This is a genomic window from Chitinophaga sp. 9-1-y, from assembly GCF_059511905.2.
On record NZ_CM197955.1, the window covers coordinates 675,777 to 693,842 of the forward strand.

Genomic DNA, 18,066 nt, shown 5'->3' on the forward strand with positions numbered 1-18,066 from the left:
TATCATTTCACACCAGTAAAATTACAGTTATGAGAATTCAACGTGGCCATGCTATGGGCCATTGGAAGCGCTATGCCTGGTGCATTATGTTTGCTGTCTTCCATTATCTGGCAACATCTGCCATTGGTTTTTCCCAGCAGGTAACTTTAACAGTAAGTAATGCAAGGCTGGAGCAGGTACTCGAGTCGATCAGAACACAAACAGGTTACTCCTTTGTTTTTGATGCCCGGTATGCAAAAAATGCCCTGCCGGTAACCGTAAAACTTAAAGACGAATCGTTGGAGAACGCCCTGGCCCAGGTATTCAAAGGGCAGTCATTTACGTATGAAGTGAATGACAGAATAGTAACGGTACTCGCATCGCATACTAAGATGACGGTGGCTACCACCTTGTCCGGCAGGATTGTTAGTACGGATAATGAACCAATTATTGGCGCCAATATTATTGTTCAAGGATCCAAACAGGGCGCAACGGCAGATGAAAACGGGAGGTTTTCACTTTCTGTTGCTTCCGAAGATGCCACCATCGTGATCACTTCCATCGGCTTTAACGCTTTAACGCTCCACCTGAACAAGGGGGGACTAACGGTTGCCAGTAAGCAATTTAGTAATCAGTTGGTCAGAAATACATTACAGAATTTGTTGATAACGCTGCAGCCTTCTGCTTCCCAGCTTCAGGAAGTAAATGTAACCGTAGGATATGGTACGCAAAAGAGAAGAGAAACTACCGCCGCGATCTCAAGCATTAAAGGATCACAGTTGCAGAATAAACCCAGCGGTTCCATTGAAGGATTACTCCAGGGGTTGGCACCAGGATTAGTAGTGCAAAACAACTCTGGTATGCCTGGGGGAAGAAGTATGATACAGATAAGGGGGCTTGCTTCGTTTTCCAACTCCGCCAACTCTAATGTAGTCAGCACGCCTTTGTTTATTATTGATGGTGTACCACTGGAACAGGATGTATTCAATCCTTCTGATCCACGTCAGGCTATCACGAGTGTACTGGCTGGTTTCAGTCCCTTTGACCTAGAGTCTGTAGACGTATTGAAAGATGCCTCCGCTACTGCGATCTATGGATCGAGGGGAGCCAATGGCGTTATCATTATAAATACCAAGCGTGGCAAAATAGGAAAACCCATTGTCTCTTTAAATACACAATATGGATTAAGTTATTACCCATCATTACGCAAAACCCTCGGCGGTAAAGCAGAACGCGATTTTAAAATTGCGCTCTTTAACCAGTATAAATCATCCAAAGTTGGTGGTGGCGATTCAGATATGCCTATTGAACTGAGTGATAGCCTGAATAGCTTTTATAATAATTCCACCGACTGGCAGAAGCTCTATTTTCGGGATGCAGATCTGAAGAATATTAACCTGGGTATCAGCGGAGCAACGGAGAATGCCAGCTATCGGTTAGGGGTGGATTATTATAACGAAAAAGGTATCGTACTGGGTTCAGGATTCACCAGGTTTTCACTGACGTATAGTGGTGTTTTTAAACCTACTTCCCGGCTGACGATCACCGGCCGGGCAAATTTGAGCCAGACAGATGCCAGTCAGAAAAGAGGCGACACTTACAGTGCAGCAGTAGTAGGTAACAACTTTTCGTCTTCTTTCCGGCCAGGTCCCAGCAGTGGCTTTTATGATTCCTTCCTGGAATCTTATAAGAAAGGCGTTAACATAGACCTGACCAGGCGGGTACTTGCTCAACTGGAAGTCAGTTATGACATTACCAGTTACCTGAACCTTACCTCCAGAGCCTCTGGTAACTATGAGTTTTATCGCACCCGCTCCTTCGAACCATCGGCCACCAGAACTGATCAAAAAGCAGCATCTTCTTATTATTCGCAGGAGAAAGTGAATCTGCTAAGCGAAAATTTTCTGCGTTTATACCACACGTTCCCGTCTAAAAACTCGTTCGATCTAGTGTTGGGCAATACTGTCAACACCAGCGAGAACAACAATATATTCGGCTCCGCCTATGGTGGTCCCAGCGACGCACAACAGGTGATACAGGGATATCCACAGTCTAACCTTACGCTGCAAACACATAACGTCAGGTATGGGCTGTTGTCTTACTATTCCAGGCTGTCTTATAACTACGACAAAAAATACCTGCTCCAGGGGGTAATACGTGCCGATGGCTCTTCCAAATTTGGCAAGGACAACCAGTGGGGGTATTTCCCATCTATGTCTGCCGGATGGGTGTTTACAGAGGAAAAATTTATACGTAATCATATTGGCCGCTGGCTGAATTTTGGAAAGATCAGGGCCAGTACAGGTAAATCAGGTACCCAGTATGAAGATAATTACCTGGCAGTAGGCGCCTATCAGACCAAGAGTGGAGATAATGCCACCTATAATGGCGTGCCTTTATTGGCACCCAGTTACGGCGCGGGCAATGGTATAGCCTTGCCCAATCTTACCTGGCAAACCACCAGAGACCAGGGAGTTGGATTGGATCTTGAGTTTTTCAATAGCCGACTGACCATGACACTCGACTATTATAATAAAAACACAGATGGCTTTCTGTTTCCCGATGCCTTAAACGGCACAAGTGGATATACATCCCGTTATATCAACAGTGGGGCTGTTCGCAACCATGGATATGAAGCCGCCATTACCGCTTATCTTACACGACCCGGAAAAAGCTTTCAGTATTCCGTCACGTATATTGGCGCTATTAATCGCAATGTGCTGACCAAACTGCCAGATTTCGGCAGAAGCGTTTCCAGAAGTGATTACGCCGTAGGACAACCTTATCTGGAGATTGGCCGCCCATTGAATGGCTTTTACCTGATGAAGTACCTGGGGGTATATCCAACAGATGAATCTGTTCCTGTAAATAAATATACCGGTAAGCGACTTTATCCTAATACCAGTGGATTTTCCTCACAGGATCCCTATAGAGCCGGCGATATCAGGATACTGGATGTAAACGGAGACGGCAGAATTGGAGTAATAGATAATTCCGACCGGGTCTATTGCGGTGATCCTAATCCTAAATTTACCGGAAGTATTTCTCATTCTTTCAGCTATAAATTTAAATCCAATGCCACTCTCCAGTTAGATCTCTTTTTCAACTACTCTGTTGGTAACAAAGTATTTAATAAAGTAAAAGCAGATCGTATCAAAGGTGTAAGCTGGACTGCCAGTGAAAACGTAAACTACCCCGGTGGACAAAGAAACCTGCTGGATGTATCGGACCTGGATTTCTGGACACCTACGCACACCAATGCAAAATACCCGGTACTTAATCCGTGGAGGTACTATGGTACATCCAGTTATGATTTTATTGGTAACTACGAAACCAACACTGATCTTTTCCTGGAAAACGGAAGCTTTATACGCTTAAATAATATAAACCTGAGCTATGATTTTGCTCCCGCTGCGTTACACCGTTTTAATATCAGGAAATTGAGAGTGTATGGTGGAATGAGTAATGTGTTTATTCTTACGAAGTATACCGGTGTAGATCCTGAGAATGTGGATCCTTATGGTTACGATCTGGGTAATGGGTATCCCATTCCTTACAAATTTAACTGCGGCTTTAACTTTGAATTTTAAGATTATGAAGATAATAACTCAATGGAAAAACAAAATGTGCTTCCTGCTGGTATGTAGCGCCTTATTGTTTTCCTGCAAAAAAATACTGGATCCTGAAGTGGTTGAAATGCCTACTGCAGCTAACGCCATTACTGCCCCGGCAGATGTAGAAAAAGCAGTAGCTGCCGCTTATTCTTACCTGCGGGTGGTGATACCTGATAAAATCTTTCTGATGGGAGATGTGCGTGCAGATGTATTTTCCAGCTATTCCCAGAGTTCCAACGTTCGACCAGAAACACCTATTGCTACCAATACTGCCACCGCTTTGCTAAATAACGGAGGTGGCAACTGGAATCAATTTTATACGGTCATTGCGCAATGTAACCTGATCCTCGAAAAAATTCCCACGATTGCGAACTACGATGAATCGCTCAAAAAGAGACATATTGGTGAGGCCAGCTTTATCAGGGCACTCACCTATTTTTACCTGGTTCGCTTCTGGGGAGATGTACCCGTTAATTTAAAGAGCGTGAATATAGATAATCTGTCGAGAACTCCACAGGCAGATGTATTTAAGCTGATTCAAAGTGATCTGGACATTGCTATTGCTGATTTGGCATTGGATTATGGTGATGGAGACAGGGCGGTAAGGGCCACCAAAGGAGCAGCATGGGCTATTAAAGCGCATGTATTGGGATGGTTACAGGATTACGCCGGTTGTGAAAAATTATGCGATAGCGTGATCACGAAAGGCCCGTACAGTCTTATTACAGATACCTTGAACCTCATCAGCATCTTTGTAGGAAAATCCAATGAAGGCATTTTTGAACTTAATTTTGATGCCAATTTAAGGGAGGTACAGAAAAACAAGGTTTATGGCAGAACATTGGGCAGGCCTTGGTATAACGATCAATCGGATGGTAGCGGCGGTACCGACAAGTTTATTCTTTCTCCCACCAGGCCACAGTTGAATACGATGTTCCCTCCCGGCGTTCGTGATGCCCGCTTATTCACCTGGTTTGATCGCGCCACCTACCAGCAGGGTGTAGCCAGTGACCGCATCTTCCTGGGCAAATACAAAACGCTGCAGGTGAAAGGAGATACGGCCTCTCAGAATATCAATGAATCAAATATTATCATTACTCGTTTGGCTGATATCCTATTGCTGAGAGCAGAAGCATTGGCCAGTCCAACTGTAGGCAGAGCCGGAGAAGCCGCTATACTGCTGAATAAAGTAAGAGCAAGGGCATTTACTACCCTTTATCAGGGCGGTGGCAATCTGTCGGATACCATCCTACTTGAACGCAAGAAGGAACTCATTGGGGAGGGACAATATTTCTTTGACCTGGTGAGAACAAGAAAGCTGGATAAAGACTCCAAAATAACAGCGGGGGATTGGTATCAGACAGGTGCATGGCTGCTTCCGATAGATCAGAGCATTATCGCGAAAAGCAATTTTATGATCACTCAGAACGATTACTGGAAATAACTATTATATGAAGAAAAATATCTTACTAAAAAAAGCGGCACTTCTGCCAATAGTTACTATGTTGATATTTTCAGCATGCCGGAAAAATAACTATTATATCGATGGAGGCCTTTCCCAGCAATCCGAAGAAGAAAAAAAGATGTCGGTGTACGATTTTCTCGCCAGCAGACCTAATCATATGTTTGATTCGCTGGTGAAGATCATTGACCTGACCAATAGCAAAGCGCTGGTGAATCAGGAAAATATCACCTTTTTTGCGGCGCCTAATAAAGCTGTAATGCGGTTGCAGATGAATTATAATCCGGATGATAGGCAGGCGCTGAAAGCGCTCTCCGATATAGGGAAAGATACGCTGACCGCTCTGCTTGGCAGATTTATTATACCCGGTGCTAAAGTAAGCCTGGAGCAGGCTGTGAAAGATAAAAAACGATATTACCCCGCCTTGAATGGTGACTCCCTGGTTATTAGCGGCGTAGACGGAGGTACAAGTGCCACCAGCTCACTGCAAACATCGGCGTATAGAATGGTATTTGAACATTTAAAAGTACCCGGACGGGATACCATAACATACGATGCCAGCATCCAGACGCATAACCTGATCACGGCCAATGCCATTGTACACGTATTATCCAATGGTTCAAGCTTCGCGGCAGGATTGAAACAAAAATATTTCAGATAGTCATAATCATTTGTATCATGAAAAAATCATTGAATATAAAGTACGGCGTATGGCTGGCTATCATGCTGTTAACGATTTCGTGTACGAAAAACAGCAACGATGGCTTTTTAAGCCCGGCACTCAAGTATACAAATCCTTCTATCAAGGTATCAGTAGGCGCCTCTCTTATCCAATCCGGAGCTATGGTAGCAGACGAATCCACCAAACCGCTGGAATTTACGATTGATGCTATCCACTACGCAGATGGAAAAATTGCCGATCAATTGATGGGCTATAAAGTAGACACCTACTTTTGGCAAGCGGAATATACCGGCAAGGAGAAAACAGTAGAGGAGATTAATAAGAAACGTACAAAGGTGAATCGCCCCGCCATTGATATCAACCCGGAGAATGGAAATATCATTATCTACCCGGAAGCTACTGATACTACCATTTTAACCAAAGGAAAGTATATCATTGACGTAAAAGTAAAGAACAGTGGCGGAGAACGGCTTATTAAATCTGCACTGACTATCGACGTTAGCTATGCATTGCCTTATACTTATAGGTTCTCAGGTGTCGACGGTAAGTTGACGGGCATTGATGTGACCTTTGACAGACAGGCAAACACCGGCAATAAGATCCTGGTGTATGTGCTGAAGAAAGACGGCACACCGATTGACCCGAAAACATTAATCGGGTATGATTATTCAAGTAACCCTGACGTACCAGACTTAAAGGATTGGCATAACCTCGGTTTGAATAATCCTACGAAGTATACAGAATTCCCTGATCACCTGGAGCTGGAGATAGCCGGCTTCCCGCTACCTTTCGTATCCGGGCAGGTACTAAGGATTGATATGTATAATAACGGGGATGCTAATGGCGCTTATTTCAACTACTGGTTTGATATGTCTATTCTTAAAGAAGGCATCTGGAAAGTGACAATTAAGCTACAGTATAATTAGCAATTCCATGCTGTTCTAATAGATATAGATAAGTTCTATAATATATGTAAACCCGTAGCTTTGCAATAGCGCTGCATTTCTACGGGTTTATTTCATATACGAAGCACGGGACAGTGTATTTCTACTTCCGCTCAACGAATCATATCAATACCCATACTTAATTCTTTTGCAACAGCTCCAGCCCGTTTGCCTCTCAATTTGTTTTGATTACACACCGATACAAAAGGATGACCTAATAATTGGGTCATCCTTTTGTATCGGTGTGCTACTTATCGTTGTAGTATAATGGTAGCAGTGTAGTCAGCTTTTGAATGCCTGATAATCCGTATGATGTAAATTTCACGCGCTATAGCTGCAGGAAACTCGAAGTTGCCTGACATTAGCCGTTTACATATAATGGCCTGCCCTTGCTGGTTCCATATGATTAACATACTTCCCTCCCAGTTCTTAGGAGCATTGTACCATAACACAATATCCGGACTGGTAGCACGTCAAAATATTATTGCCACTACCAATACCTACAATTAACGAATCAAGGCTTACTGGAATGTCAGGCAGGCGGGAGATGAAGTATCCACGCTAATCCCTAATCGCAAGCCTGTCGGTCAGCACCGGCTTAAATGAAAAAGGGGACTGCAACGGGTCCCACAAACTTTATGTTTTTTTATTTTAAGGTATTTATTTTCACTATTTAGAAACAATTTTCATTGTTTTTTTTAAAGTACCTTAATTAAGGCTAATAACATTGAATACGACTAAAAACCTGACCAATTATGTTGTTGTCAATTAAACCAATTTGCTTAAAGAACAAGATACGCGGGATGCGGCATTGCTGCTAACAATCTTCTTCCGAGCATATGCTATTTCTCTGATAACAGAGAAAACAACTTTTCCATGTTATTAATATTGTGATAATCTTTAAAAAGAACTTTTATATCACTCATCATATCTTGCTTGAGCGTATAAATTTCCTGGTAAAAATCTTTGTAATTAAAGGCAACCTTCTTTTTTCTATCTAGCTTCAATAACACATTGTCAGCCTCCATTTTTATTTCAAACTCATACAGCTCATACATATTGTATAAGTGGTGGACGGATTCTTTGTCTGTCTTTAATTTTTTCAATACATCGTACAAATCATAAGAAAACTTAATTATATCTGCTCTGAAGGATAAATAAGCATTCTCGTTTCCCAATATTAAAACGTCCCCCCAAATTAAATTCTCTCCCAAAGTAGCCACTGAATAATTCGAAATATTCTTCTTACAGGTTTCCTGGTAATGTTGTAAGTCTATTTTATACAATAACTTCATAGCTAATTCATTATTCGTTTTATAACATTATAAAGGATATGCTGATCTCACCCATCCGTTTGGATCAGTGTGAACGATCATTTGATTTGTTGAATTTCCAAATCGATCTGTGCCAATGCTATGGTCAAACGTGTGAACATAAGTTTTAGTTCCATCTGCTGCTGTACTGGTTAAATTCTCTGGTTTAACAGCTTCATCAACCATTGATCGTACTTTCGATTTTGTGTTTATATTTTCTCTAAACTTACTTTTCCCAGCTGGTGCTCTATGAAATGAATGCTCTTTCCAAATGTGATCAATGGCTTTCATTTCACCGCCATTGGCATAATCATGGGTACCCCATTTGGCTTTACAATGATTTTTGATTAGACCCAGAATATCCACCCATTCATTTGGATCGTGCACATACCCATACAATCTGCTTCCGCCATTTAGCCCAATAGGATCCTGCGATATATACCTTCCCTCCTCACTGTCATAATATCTGAATCGATTATAGCATAATCCGGTTTCTACATCCGCAATCTGCCCCTGATAAAGGTAACTACAAAACCCGGCATCTCCATGTAACATCCTTACATTTCCACAGCTGTCAATTTCCCGCTGCCAGATTAGCTCTCCGGTTTCATCATATCCTTGTATGGGTGTACCTAAATGATCGGAAACGATACTATATTTTTTGTCGCCTTTTATTTTGGCTGTTGGCGAAAAATTATTTTCATTAAACACCCAGGTGATCAAATCATCTGCACTGCTTTCCCTGGCATCAAATTCTTTCCATTCGTGCAGCGGCTTATTTCCATCCCAGACCCAACGGGTGATGGTATGTTTATATCGTTTCTCGATCCGCCTGCCTAAAGCATCATATTTAAAACTCACTTTCTCTCCGTCCGGCCGCAATACACTTGACAGCATACCGGCGGGATTCCATTCGTATTCCCATACCCGGCCGCTAAGTGATACTTTACGTACCAGGTTGCCCAGCTGATCATATTTGTAAGTGGCTTTTTTACTTTTCAGCAGTCTGCCGCCTTTATCGTAGGTCCGGTCTTTTTGCTCCGGGGTTTCAAACAAATTTCCTGTGGTATCGGGTGTGCGATATTCTACGCTGCCATCACCATAGATCACCTCCGCCAGGTTGCCATAGGTATCATGCCTGAATTGTTTCGTGCCAGTGGTGCTGTCGTGGATACCCGACAACCGGTCACCATCCCAGGAGTACCGCCGTTGCAGCCGTTTGCTGCCTTTGGTGGTTACCTGGTCTACCAGCCGGCCTGAGAGATCGTATTGATTTTGCTGGGTCACGCGACCGGTCATTGACCGTTCGGTTACCTGGCCCTGGTTATTGTATTTTAATTGTGCCTGCCAACCATTCGCCTCCATTTGTTCCAGCCAGCTCATGGTGTTGCTATATTGCATATTCAGGGCGGCGCCCATACTGCTTTTAAGTGCGGTGCGCTGCCCCAGCAGATTATATTCGCTGTTGAGTACCGTTTCATTGCTGGTTTCCTGTGTAACTAATCCCAACAGATCCCGTTGCAACTGTACGGATGCATGGCTGTTCTGTGCACTGATGAGTTGCCCCATCGTATTATAGCCAAAGGTTTCCCCGCTGCCATCTTTCTCGTAGTATACTGTTTCCACCTGCCCGGCTGCCGTATATTCATAAGCCTGCTGGCTACCATCGGGCAGAATGGTGCGCATTACTTGTCCACCTGCATTACGTATATACTGACGCGTTAGTCCGTCAAATCCTTTTTCGGTAACGACATTCCCTTCTTCATCCAGTTCAAAACTATAGATTTCCCGGTGTTCATTAATGATATGCACTAATTGCCCTTCTTTATCATAGCCGAGTTGAATGGCGGTATTGCCTTGCCGTCGCTCTACCACATCTCCGAAGAAATTGTAACGAAAGGCGACCGACTGATGCCGGTTCCTGACAGCAATGGTATTACCCATGCTGTCGTATTGCAGGTTAACGATATTACCGCTACTGTCTTTTTCCTGTACCGGGTTGCCGAGCAGGTTGTATTCCCGTTGGAAAACTGCGCCGGCAGGGTCTGTAATCGTTGTCAGCCGCCCCAGGAGGTCGTAGTTGTATTTGATCCTGTTGTTATTCGGTAAAGTGGCATCACTCAGCAGTAGCTGCGTGTTATATTGCAGATGGGTAACCGCTCCCAGCGGATTAATGATCCTGCTTTGCAGGCCGTCCGTGTATTCAAACTTCGTGGCTGCTCCCAGCGGATTGATGCGCTGTACCAGGTTACCGACTTCATCATATTCATACTGCCATACCCCTCCATTAGGTTGTGTAACGGTAGCAGGCTGTTGCTGCTGGTTATAGGTGATACGCATGGCGCCCTTTCCCGGTAGTTGCAGGCTGGTCATATTACCACGGTCATCATATTCATAGGTAGTGGCAATACCCAATTCATTGGTTTCTGCTACCAGGTTATCTGCTTCATCATAGGTGAATAGTTGCGTGGCGCCATAACCATTCACAATTTTGTTGACGATACCACTGGTATGGTAGTACGTTTTTTTATGTTGCAGGCTATTGGTAGCTACCGTATAACCTTCAAAGTATTCAAACCTGTAACTGTATAACCCTTCCGGGCCTAATGCTGCGATGCAACGGTGATGCCGGTCGTAATCAAATGTAAAGGTAGTGCCGTCGTTAAACCGGCGGGAGATAATATGGCGATCCGCCCACTGAAAGGCATTATGATACCCTTCTGCATTATACATTTCTTTGAGGTTACCTTTGTTATCGTAGGTATAACGCATCATTTCCACCAGTATGCCCCTGTCGCCCAATTCCGGATGTGGTACCTGTATGGCTGTAATCAGGCGGTCCCCGTTATAACGGATATGGATATCGCGGTGAGCGCTGTCTGTGATCTTTTCTAACAGCCCCTCGTGGCTATAATAAAACCGGATCGCAAACCCGTTACGATTGGTGATACTACGCAGCTGACCATGTCCCTGGTCATTATAAGCAGGGCGGTTAAAATGATATTGTAAGGCGTTTTTATCGCTTACATAATATTCTCCCGCTGTTGTGCGATGCAGTTCATATTTTTCTTTGGGATGGTAAAAGCTGGTTCCCCGCTCCAGTAAAGGGAATACCACTGGTCGGCCGGCGGTATCATTCATCACCACTACCTCGTCTTCCTCACTTATCAACAGCGAGATATCGTAACTATGATAGATGTTTTTCCCCAGCGGACCATCATAGTGGCTGTCGCTGTAGTAATTGGCTTCCCATACAAAAGGAATCGGCCCGGGCAAACTAAAGCCCTCCAGGTAACTGGCCATATGACCGCTGGCGGCATCTACCGGTTCTCCCAAATACTTACAGATGGATGGCTGTACGGCTGCCCTGAACTTGTTGAATTTAGGGAAACGGGATTCTATTTTTGCCAATACTTTGGTCAACAGTTTACCCAGCATTTTCAACGAAAACTTCAATCCGTGTACGAGCCCTAAAAAGAACAGGGCGTTCATCAGATCCGATAGTTTCAGCTGTTGTTCTTCTTTGGGACCTCCTATCAATACTGGTTTCCCAATTGGCAATACCACCATCACGGCGGTCAGGAAGTTAAGATAGAAACCTCCAATCGGGTTATTCATCAGGATTTTTCCAATATCCTGGCAGGAATAAGCCCTGCATAACCACGTACTCTGATACATCCCCTGGCTGAGCACCGTTTTACTGCCGTGCGATAGCTGGCCTTCATGCGGATGAAAGAACTTGGGCAACAGGAATAATGGATGTGGAATAACTGAATGCAGGAGATTTAATTTGCTGACCACTTTACCCAGTCCTTTGAATTTCCCCATGAAGGGAGGAACGGACGGCATCCCCCAGAGGGCGCCCTGGGCAACGCCTTTATGCATGCCGTTGAAATATACGGTACCACCCATGGGTACATTCCGCGCAATCTCAAATCCTTTACCGGGGGTATACACCGGTATAGCGGGGAGGGTGATATGAATGTAATCCATCGGATCAAAGATCAATGCAGCGAAAGGCGTGATGGGGCAAGGCGTGAACGGCCATGGCACTTTCAGCATGTGAAAATCGAGTCCGAGGACAATATCAAAATGTTTGGCCACCGGTTTTGGATCAATCGGTGGTGGAGGCGTTAACGGTTTATTCTTTATTCTTATGTAGGCCATCAGAAAATTGGGTTAAGGTAATCTGAGTACAACATCATCTTCTGGATGGGCGGGGTTGTAATACACAGTAATGGTATCGCCAGGATTCAGGTTGGCTCCTAATTCCACATCGGAAGCAAAATGTTTTTTTCCATCTTTTGTCGTGAAAGAGATATGGTAACGGGTAGGCTTGGCACCATACCTGCTTACTCTGCCAGCCAGCTTATCTGTGATAGTAGCGGTTACCGGCAGATAGTCCAGGTATTTCTTTTTATCGGGCTGTTGGCTAATAAAACTCCAGGCAGTATAGGCCACTGAAAGAAGAACCACTACTGCAATGAGGTAAACAATCGGTTTAGATTTTTCCATGGTTAAAATACTTTTTTATGGCTGCCCGCTATTAATTTTCAGCGGCGCCGTGCCTCTCTTTGCAGCTATCGATGACTGGGTTACCATTAATACTCAATGTGGCATCTGTTAACTGGGTCATAAAGAAGCGGGTTTAAATCAAATCAACTGGTAAACGGTTTTTCAAACGGTTATAAAACTACGTTAAATAACAGAAATTATGTGCGGAATAGCCGGACTTTTTTTGCCAACCGTTAGTAGCCCAAACAGCCCTCCTATTGACTATAAAAACAGGCACATCGTTGTAAAACCAATATAGCAAAGTATAAGCAGGTACATGGCAATCATACGTCACCCATCTGGCTGCGCCGTGGATACGGCGTCTAACAGGGATAAGATAATAATATCTAAAAGTGCTCTGGTATTATGTTGCCCGATTCCACCCTAAGCGACGATAAGCTTAATAAGGTAAAATAAAGAAGCAGGAGCGATTCAAAGGGAACCTGACTAAACCCATTGACTTAAAATAGAAAATCCGCAACTAGCGCGAGTTTCTTCGAGATTTTGCGGGGTGATGGGGACGAGATTTGAACCTGTTTGCTGCGGATTTAGAGAAAGCTATCGGTTTATAAAGTAAACTATATATTAAAAAAATACAATAATATATTGGTATCGAATTTATAAAGAGGAAAACAGTGAAATATTTTTGTGGAGGGCTTTATTTTAAGTTACACTGCCTTAATGCCAAAATAAATTGTGTATAATTGGGTAATTTGCATGTGTTTTAAAGCTTTTATATTTCCACTATATTTTCTCCAAATGAACTTGAAGTTTAATCGCTCAAAGTGATCTTGAATAAGATAGCTTTATCCACTCTATCTACTTTATCCACATGTCCGTATTTTTAGGCCAGGACCAAAGATTAATGGCTTGATGAAGATAAATCTAGTTTGCATACCCCATGAATAAATTATTGATTATCAGAAATATATACAAATGTAAAAAAAGGTTATAAAATATTGTCGGTAATAAAATTTGTTGTAATTACTACTATATTTGACAACAGCTAATAAATTAAATCGTGAATATTATAAATATATAAGCTATTAATTAACAATTACACAAACTGAACTATTTATCATTCGCAGGAATGTAACGTAACAATGGCAAAGCAATTACAAAGACTTGAACTAATTTGGATAGGAAAGGACAACGAGCCTAAGCTAGAACCCCGTATTTTTATCGAAGATATAAATAGGAGCTATGGTGACCCAAAGACTGAAAACATACTCATTCAAGGAGATAACTTACTCGCATTAAAGGCATTGGAACAAAATTATGCAGGAAGAATAAAATGTATTTACATAGATCCTCCATATAATACCGGAAATGCTTTTGAACATTATGATGATGGTATAGAACACTCACTTTGGCTAAGTTTAATGAAGCCGAGATTGGAGCTTCTAAGAAATTTATTAAAAGATGATGGAAGTATTTGGATAAGCATTGATGATGATGAATGTCATTATTTAAAGGTAATGTGTGATGAAGTATTTGGCAGGCAGAACTTTGTAAATAATATTATATGGGAGAAAAAATACTCCCCTCAAAATGATACCAAATGGCTTAGCGACAGCCATGATCATATACTTGTGTATGCTAAGAAGAAGGATATCTGGCGTCCTTATATGCTTCCGAGAACAGATGCAATGAATGATAGATATAAAAATCCAGATAATGATATACGAGGTGTTTGGAAGTCAACCGACTTTTCTGTTAAGACTTATTCGAAGTCAAATGACTATCCTATAACTTTACCTTCCGGGCGAATAGTTACTCCTCCACAAAGTAGATGTTGGGCAACATCTGAAGCCAAGTTTGAAGAATTAATAAAGGAAAATAGAATATGGTTTGGCAGCACTGGGAATAATGTGCCCTCACTAAAGAAATTTCTATCAGAAGTTCAAGATGGCACCGTTTCTAAAACTATCTGGTTTAGGACTGAAGTGGGAGATAACCAGGAGGCGAAAAAGGAAGTGAAAGTGTTTAATGGAGAGAGTATATTTGGTACTCCCAAACCAGAAAGATTAATTGAACGAATTTTGTTTTTAGCGACAAAGGAAAATGATTTTGTTTTAGATAGTTTCCTGGGCAGTGGAACAACATCTGCTGTTGCTCATAAAATGGGTCGTAAATGGATCGGTATTGAATTAGGAGAACATGCAATTACTCATTGCTTGCCTCGCTTAAAAAAGGTAGTTAGTGGAGAAGATAAAGGTGGGATTACAGAACGCATAAATTGGAAAGGTGGCGGCGGATTTAGATTTTGTACTCTTGCTCCTTCATTAATTCAAAAGGATAAGTATGGAGATGAAATAATAAATCCTTTATACGACTCCAATATGTTAGCAGCTGCAATGGCAAAGAATGAAGGGTTTCAATATTCGCCAGATGAAAAAGATTACTGGAAGCAAGGCTTTAGTAGTGGTAAAGACTTCATCTTTACTACTACGCAATTTATTACATTACAAATATTGGATAGATTAGTAGAGGAACTAAGGCCAGATGAAAGCTTATTAGTATGTTGTAAAAGTTTTGCAAGAGAATGTGAAGGCAGGTACAGTAATATTACTATAAAGAAGATTCCTCAAATGTTATTAGGAAGATGTGAATTTGGGAAAGATGATTATAGTTTAAATATTATAAATAATTCGCGTGATATGGATGAGTCAGCAGAAGAATCAGAGATTTCGTTAAAAAATACCCCCAAAAAAAAGCAAAAGAAAAAGTCTGAAGATGATAAGCAATCGTCCCTTTTTTAGTAAAAATGGTATGGCCCGATGAACTCAATAACTGAAAACATTAAACAACGTCTGTCCCTTCGAAAACCTTTGCAGGAAGCATTAGATATTTTAACACATCTTTCGGATGAATTGGAATTGAAGAAAGAGGTTGATTTGAAAATAGAGCTTGAGAAAATACATGCCCTTTACCCAACTTGTGTTGATTTTGAGAGAGATTTTCCTTCGATTTGTTTTAGCATTGCAACTGGTGTAGGGAAAACACGCCTTATGGGCGCCTTTATAGCGTATTTATATTTACAGAAAGGTATTAGGAACTTTTTTATATTAGCTCCTAATCTTACTATTTATAATAAGCTAATAGAGGATTTTGGCAACAATACAAACTCTAAATACGTATTTAAAGGGATTGCTGATTTCGTATATAATAAGCCAGTGATTATTACAGGTGATAATTATAATCAGGCGAGTTCTTTATTTAATGAAACAGAAGTACGGATAAATATTTTCAATATTTCCAAATTTGCGAGAGAAACTAAACCTGTTAAGGAGGCCGGAAAAAATTTGGCGCCGCGAATTAAGAGGTTATCCGAATATTTGGGACAAAGTTACTGGCAGTACTTAAGTGGTTTGAACGACTTGGTAATATTAATGGATGAAGCACATAGATATCATGCAGATAAAAGTAAGGAAGCTATTAATGAATTGAAGCCAATTCTGGGGCTGGAACTTACAGCAACACCAATTGACGAAAGAGGGAATCAATTTAGAAATGTTGTATATGAATATAGTTTGGCTCAGGCATTAACAGACGGATTATATGTCAAGAATCCCACTATTGCCACACGAAAGGATTTTAGTACACAGGGGAGAAGTGAAGAGGAAATTGAAAAAATAAAGTTGGAGGATGCAGTAAGCATTCACGAAAATACAAAGCAAGAGCTAAAACTATACGCATTAAATTCTGGGAAGAAAATAGTTAAGCCATTTATATTAATTGTATGTAAAGATACCTCGCATTCTAAGTCTGTATATGATTTTATCACTTCAACAAATTTTTATCAAGGCATATTTGCTGATAAGGTATTGCAGATAGATAGTACTACACGGAATGAGGAGTTAATTGAGCAGCAATTTCTTTCTTTAGAGCAAGATGCAAATGAAATAGAGATTGTCATTCATGTAAATATGCTAAAAGAAGGTTGGGATGTTACCAATCTATATACTATTGTGCCTCTCCGCGCTGCTAATGCGTCTGTATTGGTTGAACAAACTATTGGCAGAGGTTTAAGATTGCCTTTCAATGGAGAAAGAACGGGTAACGAAAAGCTTGATAAGCTTACTGTCGTTGCACATGATCAATTTAGTAAGGTAATTGCAGAGGCACAAGATCCTGGCTCAATTCTAAACAGATTGAAATTTGCTGAAATTGATGAAACCTTTCTTGCAGAAAAAATTGAAGTAATAACAGTTAAAAGCACTATTTTAAAAAAGTTAGAAATTGAACAGGAACAGGTTAACAATATTATAGATTTAGCAGAGAAGCAACAGCGACAAAATCAGGTTGATGCTAAAAGTATTTTGATAAAAACATTCCCATTCTTCAATACTAATTCATCTGTTAAGAGAATAGATGATCTTAATAAATCAGAGGTCAAACAACAGATATTTGATTTAGTGAAAAAAGAATTGAATACCGGCCAAGGTAATTTATTTGCTGGAAGTATTTTGGCAGAGGCTGAAATGATTTATGGCGACTTGGTGGCTGATTTTAAGAAGAATATTATTGAAATTCCAAGAATGGAGTTAGTGCAAGGGGAAGTAAAAGCTTACTTTGAGGATTTTGAATTAAGTGTTGATGACTTTTCATTTGAACAATTAAATGATGAAATTGTGAGAGTGGGATTAAAAGATAAAAGCTATGATGTTATAGAAGTCAAGGCTGGTGTGAGCTTTGGAAGCCCTGTGAAATTAATAATTGAAGAGTTATTAAACTTTCCGGAAATAGATTACGATTCAAATGCCGATCTATTGCAAAAGTTGGCACGGCAGGCTATTGCAAAAATTGAAATTGACCTCAGAGAAGGGGAGGATATTGACAAGCTTATTTTTCAATGGAGGGCTTTAATTGCAAAGAGAATATATAATCAAATGATGCAACACTTTACTTTGTATGAACTAGATTATGTTAAACCCAAAGTAAGACCGTTCACCAAAATTGAGAACTGGAATTTTGTAACGCTTAGTAATGCGGAACTAAAAGACTACCGCGATGAAAGTTTTTTGGCTGGACAAGTACCAAAATTTGTTTTTTGCGGGTTTGAAAAAAGTTGTCACCCGGAATACAAGTTTGATAGTAGAACAGAACAAACCTTTTCTTTTATTTTAGAAAGCGATAAAAATGTTATAAAATGGTTGCGACCGGCGCCTAATCAGTTTTGGATATATTGGTTGCATAATAGTAGGCTTTATGAACCTGATTTTGTTGCTGAGACCGATGATGGGATTTATATGATAGAAATTAAAGCGGTTAAAGATATTAACGTTGAGGAAACTCAGGCGAAGGCGCAAGCTGCAGTAAAGTATTGTAATTATGCAACGGAATATACTAAGGAATATGGAGGCAAACCTTGGAGATATGTTTTAATACCTCATGATAAAGTTGCAAAGAATAGTGATTTTAAAAGAATTGTCTCACAGTACATAGTTACATAAGTCACGCTGTATAGATATTGAATGGTATTTTTTGCTTATATTTATCTGTTGGTGATTATAAG

General features: G+C 41.1%; 9 protein-coding genes. 6 read left to right on the forward strand and 3 right to left on the reverse strand.

The features are described from left to right. The first annotated feature begins 29 nt into the window (after window positions 1-29). The 4 genes from AC5ZC7_RS02790 to AC5ZC7_RS02805 are packed head-to-tail and all read left to right on the forward strand — an operon-like array spanning window position 30 to window position 6,663. On the forward strand, window positions 30-3,569 hold the full coding sequence (locus AC5ZC7_RS02790) for a SusC/RagA family TonB-linked outer membrane protein (protein ID WP_496159682.1): 3,540 nt from the start codon (window positions 30-32) through the stop codon (window positions 3,567-3,569). 4 nt (window positions 3,570-3,573) lie between these two features. Beyond that, complete coding sequence (locus AC5ZC7_RS02795; protein ID WP_496159681.1) at window positions 3,574-5,037, forward strand: RagB/SusD family nutrient uptake outer membrane protein; 1,464 nt, start codon at window positions 3,574-3,576, stop codon at window positions 5,035-5,037. Window positions 5,038-5,044: 7 nt separating this feature from the next. Then, window positions 5,045-5,716 (forward strand): fasciclin domain-containing protein, encoded by a 672-nt coding sequence (locus tag AC5ZC7_RS02800; protein WP_511911353.1) that lies wholly within the window; start codon window positions 5,045-5,047, stop codon window positions 5,714-5,716. A 17-nt stretch (window positions 5,717-5,733) separates the two neighbouring features. Next, the gene (locus AC5ZC7_RS02805; RefSeq protein WP_496159679.1) at window positions 5,734-6,663 is read left to right on the forward strand and encodes a DUF5007 domain-containing protein; all 930 of its coding nucleotides are present in this window, start codon (window positions 5,734-5,736) and stop codon (window positions 6,661-6,663) included. Between the two features lie 860 nt (window positions 6,664-7,523). Here the strand turns inward: AC5ZC7_RS02805 and AC5ZC7_RS02810 are convergent. Genes AC5ZC7_RS02810 through AC5ZC7_RS02820 form a run of 3 tightly spaced genes read right to left on the reverse strand, consistent with a single transcriptional unit; the run spans window position 7,524 to window position 12,509 of the window. Continuing rightward, window positions 7,524-7,976, reverse strand: coding sequence for a hypothetical protein (locus tag AC5ZC7_RS02810; RefSeq protein ID WP_496159678.1), 453 nt, complete (start codon window positions 7,974-7,976; stop codon window positions 7,524-7,526). 27 nt (window positions 7,977-8,003) lie between these two features. Next, complete coding sequence (locus AC5ZC7_RS02815; protein ID WP_496159677.1) at window positions 8,004-12,161, reverse strand: RHS repeat-associated core domain-containing protein; 4,158 nt, start codon at window positions 12,159-12,161, stop codon at window positions 8,004-8,006. 12 nt (window positions 12,162-12,173) lie between these two features. Beyond that, entirely contained in the window at window positions 12,174-12,509 is a 336-nt protein-coding gene (locus AC5ZC7_RS02820) for a DUF3592 domain-containing protein (RefSeq protein WP_496159676.1), read from the reverse strand. A gap of 1,142 nt (window positions 12,510-13,651) precedes the next feature. Here AC5ZC7_RS02820 and AC5ZC7_RS02825 point away from each other — a divergent pair. After that, window positions 13,652-15,310 carry a DNA methyltransferase gene (locus tag AC5ZC7_RS02825; RefSeq protein WP_496159675.1) on the forward strand — a complete coding sequence of 553 codons (1,659 nt, stop codon included), beginning with the start codon at window positions 13,652-13,654 and terminating at the stop codon, window positions 15,308-15,310. An 18-nt stretch (window positions 15,311-15,328) separates the two neighbouring features. Then, on the forward strand, window positions 15,329-18,004 hold the full coding sequence (locus tag AC5ZC7_RS02830) for a DEAD/DEAH box helicase family protein (protein ID WP_496159674.1): 2,676 nt from the start codon (window positions 15,329-15,331) through the stop codon (window positions 18,002-18,004). The last annotated feature ends 62 nt before the right edge of the window (window positions 18,005-18,066 follow it).

Excerpts from the sequence above, each read along its gene's own strand:
- AC5ZC7_RS02790 (WP_496159682.1), top strand. The coding sequence starts at position 30 with ATGAGAATTCAACGTGGCCATGCTATGGGCCATTGGAAGCGCTATGCC.
- AC5ZC7_RS02795 (WP_496159681.1), top strand. The coding sequence starts at position 3,574 with ATGAAGATAATAACTCAATGGAAAAACAAAATGTGCTTCCTGCTGGTA.
- AC5ZC7_RS02800 (WP_511911353.1), top strand. The coding sequence starts at position 5,045 with ATGAAGAAAAATATCTTACTAAAAAAAGCGGCACTTCTGCCAATAGTT.
- AC5ZC7_RS02805 (WP_496159679.1), top strand. The coding sequence starts at position 5,734 with ATGAAAAAATCATTGAATATAAAGTACGGCGTATGGCTGGCTATCATG.
- AC5ZC7_RS02810 (WP_496159678.1), bottom strand. The coding sequence starts at position 7,976 with ATGAAGTTATTGTATAAAATAGACTTACAACATTACCAGGAAACCTGT.
- AC5ZC7_RS02815 (WP_496159677.1), bottom strand. The coding sequence starts at position 12,161 with ATGGCCTACATAAGAATAAAGAATAAACCGTTAACGCCTCCACCACCG.
- AC5ZC7_RS02820 (WP_496159676.1), bottom strand. The coding sequence starts at position 12,509 with ATGGAAAAATCTAAACCGATTGTTTACCTCATTGCAGTAGTGGTTCTT.
- AC5ZC7_RS02825 (WP_496159675.1), top strand. The coding sequence starts at position 13,652 with ATGGCAAAGCAATTACAAAGACTTGAACTAATTTGGATAGGAAAGGAC.
- AC5ZC7_RS02830 (WP_496159674.1), top strand. The coding sequence starts at position 15,329 with ATGAACTCAATAACTGAAAACATTAAACAACGTCTGTCCCTTCGAAAA.